This is a genomic window from Methyloligella solikamskensis (assembly GCF_042676065.1).
Taxonomy (GTDB): Bacteria; Pseudomonadota; Alphaproteobacteria; order Rhizobiales; family Methyloligellaceae; genus Methyloligella; species Methyloligella solikamskensis.
Genome location: NZ_JBHTJO010000001.1, coordinates 2,428,912 through 2,434,989, shown reverse-complemented (window position 1 = coordinate 2,434,989; position 6,078 = coordinate 2,428,912). Strand labels below are relative to the sequence as shown.

The following is a 6,078-nucleotide window of genomic DNA, read 5'->3' as shown; positions in this document are numbered from 1 at the left end:
TGATAGCGCAGCCCGCCGATCAGCAGCGCCCCGCCGATCATACCGTTCAGCACCAGCATCAGCGTGGCGAACATGGTGTCCCGGGCAAGCGTCGGATTGCTGTCCCCGTGCAACATGATGGTGACCAGCAGCGTCACCTCGATCACCGTCACCGCGACGGTCAGTACCAGGGTGCCATAAGGTTCGCCAAGAATGACCGCGATCGCCTCCGCGTGCCGCAGCACACCGAAGGCGCACCAGATCATCACGGCGAACAGGCCAAGGAAGACCGCCGAGGTGAACGCCAGGTTGGAGAGGTCGCCGAAGAGGAAATCCTGAAACAGCACGACCAGGACGACAGTCGCGAGCCCCACCGCTGCCGGACCGCCCTGGGTTATGGATGCGGCCAGCGAGTCGGAGAAGGAATCCTTCTCCGGTGCTTTCTCTTTCTTTGCCATGGGGTCCCCCGAATCGCTTCTTTCAGCCCCGCATCTCTTGCATAACGGCTCTTTCAAACGATGAACAATCCAGGCCGTTGGTTTCTGCCGACTTTACGGGGAAGGGCGCCGCCCCTGCGCAAGCGGCTGGCGAAGCCTAACGGCTTCAAGTAAAAGCCATTCACATGGCACCTCCTGATCGCGGACGCGGCTATCATCACGGCAATCTGAGGCAGGTCCTGCTCGATGCGGCGCGAAAGCTGATCGAGCAGCACGGGCCTCTCGGCTTCAGCTTGGCGGAGGCGGCGCGCCTTGCCGGCGTGAGTCCCGCCGCGCCCTATCGCCATTTCCGGGATCGCGATGCGCTGCTTTCGGAGGTCGCCCGCACAGGCTTCGAACGCTTTGCCGCCCAGCTCGAGATCGCCTGGGACAACGGACGGCCGACGCCGCTCCAGGCCTTTGAAAATCTCGGCCGCGCCTATCTCACCTTCGCGCGCAAAGAGCCGGCCGCCTACGCGGTGATGTTTCAGACGGTCGGCGAGAACGGTAAGGAGCTGGAGGACATCCCGGCTGCCGATGCCGCTTTCAATATTCTCCAGAAGGCCACCGCTGAGCTCTGCAAGAACCTGCCGGCCGGAGAGCGCCCGCCGCTCCGCCTCGTCTCGCTCCATATCTGGGCGCTCGCCCATGGGGTCGCGACGCTGCTCTCTGAGGCCCGCGGCGAGCACAAAAAGCTGCCTGTGAGCCCCGAGGAGGTGCTCGAAAGCGGTCTACTTATCTATCTGAAAGGACTCGGTGTTCTGGGGGAGGGGAGCCCCGGCGGCACGGCTTAGGCGCCGCTAAGAGCTACGGCGCTACTTCGCCGCCTGGATCGATTGGAGTACCCGGCCCCAGGCCGCCTTGTTCCCGTTGAACGCGTTGCGGTCCACATTGCCGCGAATGCCCGGCACGCTGCCCGTCGTGGTGAACTGCCAGAACGACCACTTCCGCCCGGGATAGATCTTGTGAGGTTCGGCTGCCGTGGAGCGGACCCAAAAGGGATAGACGTCGAGCTCGCCATGCAGCACGTCCGGGTAGAAACCCGGGTCGGTATAGATCACCGGCCGCATCCCCGTATGCACCTCCATGGCGCGCAGGATGATGCGGATTTTCTCCAGCGCCTTCTGCTTGGAGATCTTGTGGGGGCAGGTCTTCGAATGACCGTTCCACTCCAGATCCAGCACCGGGGGCAGGGCGTCCGGATCGTTCGGCACGTTCAGCATGAACCACAGGGCCTGCTCGTGAGCCGGGCGGCACCAATAAACGAAGTGATAGGCGCCGCGCGGGATACCCGCCCGCTTCGCCCCATACCAGTTCTGCAAGAATTTCGGGTCGAGATGGTCGCCGCCCTCGGTCGCCTTGATATAGGCGAAGTCGATTCCGGCCTGGCGCACCTGGTTCCAATCAATGTCGCCCTGCCACTGGGACACGTCGATGCCCTGCACCGGCATCTGGTGGGCGCGGGAGACGGCGCGATGCGGATCGTTGTCGCCCAGACGTGCGATCGCGGGCGCCGCAATAAGGGCGCTCATCAGAAGCACGATGCCTGCAATTGCGGCCGCGCGGGCTTTTGAGGCGAAAATCGTCACGATTTTAACGCTCTAGACCTTTGGAAATTCCCCGTAGCCACTATCTAAGGGGAACGAGGTTTACAATCTCTTTGCAACCGCGCGTGAGCGGCACGGTAAATCCGCACCTCGCCATTCGATGCGCTCTTGACTTGCGGCCCTGCCGTACCATCTAATGTAAATGTGAATAACATTCACACTGAGAGAAGGGTCCCCAATGCACGTTATTGAGACTTTGGACGGCTATGGCCGGGCTGGCTGGATCACCTTGATGGTGGTCAGCTTCATCCTGTTTTGGCCGGTCGGCCTCGGCGTCCTGGCATTTCTGATTTGGAGCGGAAGAATGGGCAATTTTGGTGGCGACGCATGGCGCAACGATATGCAGCGTGAGGTGAAAACCTGGGGGTGCGGCGCCAAGCGCTGGGCACGCCGGGCCAATCATTTCCGTCCCACTGGCAATGCCGCGTTCGACGAGTATCGCGAAGAGACGCTGAAGAAGCTGGAGGACGAGGCGGAAGAGTTCCGCGCATTCCTCACCCGTCTGCGCGAAGCCCGCGACAAGGCGGAGTTCGACCAGTTCATGGCCGAGCGCAATCGCGGCGGTTCGGAGCCGAACCCGGCCAGCTAGTCTGGCGGCTTCCGAAAGCCAAGACATGAGAGGCAACTCGGCGAAAGGCGTGATGCTTAGGCATCGCGCCTTTTGTTTTTTCGGCTAAGCTTGCGGCCAACGCGTTTTCAGGGAGGGGTTCTATGCGTTTGCCATTTGCACTTACCGTCGCCGCCGTCTGCCTTTTCGCCAGCCCGGCTTTCGCCGACAGATGCCTCAAGGCAGGAGACGATGAAACGTTGATCGGCGTCATCTCAGCCGGTGAATTCGAAGATGCCGCCGGCCGGCCCGAGTCGGCTTTGATCCTGAACCTCGAAGCGCCCGAATGTCTCACGGGCGACGATGAGAACGATCAGATCGATACGGCCATGACCGTCCATATCTTCGGCGCGGACGACCAGATGCACGAGCAGCTACAGGGCGCGGTGGGCAAGGAAGTGCTTGTGCTCGGAACGCCCTTCGGTGCCATGACCGTCCATCATCACGCACCGATCGTTATGGAGGTGACGGCGGTCCAGACGCCCTGAACTCAGGCTTTCCCGAACCCGCCGCCGGTCGGCGTCTTGATGACGATCGCCTCGCCGGGCGCAAGCACCGTCTGATCGCAGGCCCGTAAGGATTCGAAATCGCCGGAGTTTCGCCGGACAGAATTCGCACCCGTTTCGCCCGGCGCGCCGCCATCCGTGCCAAAGGGCGGCACGGTCCGCGCGCCCGACAGAATCGCGCAATCCATCTCCTCCAGGAAGCGGATCACCCGTTTCGTGCCGTCGCCGGCACTATGTTTGCCGGCGCCGCCCGAGCCGCGGCGGATGGAGAACTCTTCCAGCAACACCGGATAGCGCAGCTCCAGCACTTCCGGATCGGTGAGCCGTGAGTTTGTCATATGGGTCTGCACCGCGGCCGCCCCGTTGAAGTCTGGCCCCGCCGGCGCGCCGGAGCAGATCGTCTCGTAATACTGATAGCGCCCGTTGCCGAAGGTGAGGTTGTTCATGGTGCCCTGGGCCGAGCCGAGCACCCCCAGCGCCCCATAGAGGCAATTCACGATCTGCTGGCTGGTCTCCACATTGCCGGCCACCACCGCGGCCGGATGAACCGGCTTCAGCATGGAGCCGTCGGGCACGATGATCTCAATGGGACGAAGGCAGCCGGAGTTGAGCGGGATATCGTCGTCCACCAGGGTGCGGAAGACATAGAGCACGGCGGCGCGGGTGATGGGCTCCGGCGCGTTGAAATTGTCGTTCCGCTGTTCGCTCGTGCCTGTGAAGTCGACGGCGGCGCGCCGCGCCTCCTTGTCCACCGAGATGGCGACCTTGATGGTGCTGCCCTGATCGGTCTGGACGGAGAACTCGCCGGGCTCCAGCTTGGCGATGACCTGCTCGACGCTTTGCGCGGCATTGTCCTGCACATGGCCCATATAGGCCTCGACCACGTCGAGCCCGAACTGGCCGACCAGCTTCCGGAGCTCCTGCACGCCTTTCTCATTCGCGGCAACTTGCGCCTTCAGGTCGGCGATATTCTGCTCAGGGTTCCGCGCCGGGTAGCAAGCCTCGGTCAGCAGGCGATGCACGTCCTCCTCCAGGAACGCCCCGTCCGCCACTAGCTTGAACGGGTCGACATAAACCCCTTCCTCCTCGATGGTCGTGGCATTGGGGCTCATGGAGCCTGGTGCGATGCCGCCCACGTCGGAATGGTGGCCGCGGCTCGCCACGTAGAACAAGATCGCCTCGCCCGCTTCATCGAAGACCGGTGTGACCACCGTGATGTCGGGAAGGTGGGTGCCGCCATTGTAAGGCGCGTTCAGCATGGTGACGTCGCCGGGCTTGAGCTGATCGCCCAGCTCGCGGATCACCGTCTCCACGCTCCGGTCCATGGAGCCGAGATGAACCGGGATATGGGGCGCGTTTGCCACCAGCCCGCCGTCCGCGTCGAAGATCGCGCAGGAGAAGTCGAGCCGCTCTTTGATGTTCACCGAGCGCGCCGTGTTCTGCAGCGCATAGCCCATCTGCTCTGCGACCGAGGTGAAGAGGTTGTTGAACACCTCCAGCATCACCGGATCGGCTTCCGTGCCGACATCTTCGCCGCCGCTCTCCGCGATCTTGGTCAGCAGCAGATGATCCTTCTCCGTGAGTATCGCCTGCCAGCCGGGCTCGACCACGACGGTCTGATGGTCCTCGATTATCAGGGCAGGACCGGGCAGCGACTGACCGGGCTTGAGCTGTTCGCGGGCATAGACCGGGGTGTCGTGCCACTCGCCGCCGGAGAAGACGGAGGTGGTCGTCTCGGGCTCTGCGAGCGCCTTATCCGTCACGGTTCGGCTCGGCTCGTCGCGCTTGGCGCCGCCGCCTTCCGCTTCCACCTCGATCGCCTCGATCTCGATGGCTTTTTCGGGGCTGACGAAGCCGAACCGCATGCGATGGGCCGCCTCGAACCCCTGAATCAGTTTCTCAAGGACCCCGTCTTCAGCCCCTGAAATGATTCCGCTTTTGGTATCTTCGGATGGCGCTGGCGCCTCGACCTCCAGGGAGCTGTCCGTTCCGAGGTATCTGAGCTGCAGCTTGTAGGTGACGCGCACATTCTCGGAAGCCAGACCTTGCTCTAGGAGCTCCTCCACGGCCTCGTCCCTGAGGTCGCCGGCGATCTCGTAGGCCTTGCGCAAACCGTCCGCGTCGAGCGCTTCCAGCACCGCATGGGTGCGGTCGGCGCGCACCTCCGCCAGGCCGATGCCGTAGGCCGAGAGCAGGCCAGAGAAGGGGTGGATCAGCACCGCCTCGATACCGAGGGCATCGGCTACCAGGCAGCCATGCTGCCCGCCCGCGCCGCCGAAGCAGTTGAGCAGATAGTTGCTGACATCGTGGCCGCGCTGGACCGAGATGGTCTTGATGGCGTTCGCCATGTTCTCCACCCCGATGCGGATGAAGCCGTCGGCGATGCTCTCAGGAGATCGCTCGTCGCCGACCTTGTCCGCAAGCGCGGAGAAGGCCTCGCGCACCGAACCAGCGTCCAGAGCCTCGTCCTGGCCGGGACCGAAGATCTTCGGAAAGTAGTCGGGCAGCAGCTTGCCGGTCATCACGTTCGCATCGGTGATGGTCAGCGGCCCGCCCCGGCGATAAGAGGCCGGTCCCGGATCGGCGCCGGCGGAGTCCGGTCCCACCCGGAAGCGCGCGCCGTCGTAAGCGAGGATCGAGCCGCCGCCGGCCGCCACCGTATGCACCAGCATCATCGGTGCACGGACGCGGACCCCGGCGACTTCGCTGTCGAAGCTCCGCTCGTAGGCGCCGTCGTAGTGGCAGACATCGGTGGAGGTGCCGCCCATGTCGAAACCGATCACCTGGTCGTAGCCGGCGATTCTGGCCGTCTCCACTGCGCCTATCACCCCGCCCGCCGGACCGGAGAGGATCGCGTCCTTGCCCTGAAACAGCCCCGCGGAGGTCAGCCCGCCGGAAGATTG

General features: G+C 63.7%; 5 protein-coding genes and 1 pseudogene. 3 read left to right on the top strand and 3 right to left on the bottom strand.

Annotated elements, in window-relative coordinates; translation table 11 throughout:
• A pseudogene (locus ACFQ2F_RS11740) lies at positions 1 to 437 on the bottom strand (hypothetical protein); the annotation flags it as partial.
• 164 nt (positions 438 to 601) lie between these two features.
• On the opposite strand from ACFQ2F_RS11740, the gene ACFQ2F_RS11735 reads away from it, so the two are divergent.
• Positions 602 to 1,249: a TetR/AcrR family transcriptional regulator gene (locus ACFQ2F_RS11735; protein WP_379090054.1), complete on the top strand. Its 648-nt coding sequence runs from the start codon at positions 602 to 604 to the stop codon at positions 1,247 to 1,249.
• A 21-nt stretch (positions 1,250 to 1,270) separates the two neighbouring features.
• Here ACFQ2F_RS11735 and ACFQ2F_RS11730 read toward each other — a convergent pair whose 3' ends face one another.
• Positions 1,271 to 1,987, bottom strand: coding sequence for a glycoside hydrolase family 25 protein (locus ACFQ2F_RS11730; RefSeq protein WP_379090702.1), 717 nt, complete (start codon positions 1,985 to 1,987; stop codon positions 1,271 to 1,273).
• A gap of 253 nt (positions 1,988 to 2,240) precedes the next feature.
• Between ACFQ2F_RS11730 and ACFQ2F_RS11725 the strand changes: the two genes are divergently transcribed.
• Positions 2,241 to 2,651, top strand: a complete 411-nt coding sequence (locus ACFQ2F_RS11725) for a DUF2852 domain-containing protein (RefSeq protein WP_379090052.1) — start codon at positions 2,241 to 2,243, stop codon at positions 2,649 to 2,651.
• Between the two features lie 122 nt (positions 2,652 to 2,773).
• Positions 2,774 to 3,157, top strand: a complete 384-nt coding sequence (locus tag ACFQ2F_RS11720; RefSeq protein ID WP_379090050.1) for a DUF4431 domain-containing protein — start codon at positions 2,774 to 2,776, stop codon at positions 3,155 to 3,157.
• Positions 3,158 to 3,159: 2 nt separating this feature from the next.
• Here ACFQ2F_RS11720 and ACFQ2F_RS11715 read toward each other — a convergent pair.
• The coding region (locus tag ACFQ2F_RS11715; RefSeq protein WP_379090048.1) for a hydantoinase B/oxoprolinase family protein at positions 3,160 to 6,078 on the bottom strand (2,919 nt) is incomplete at its 5' end.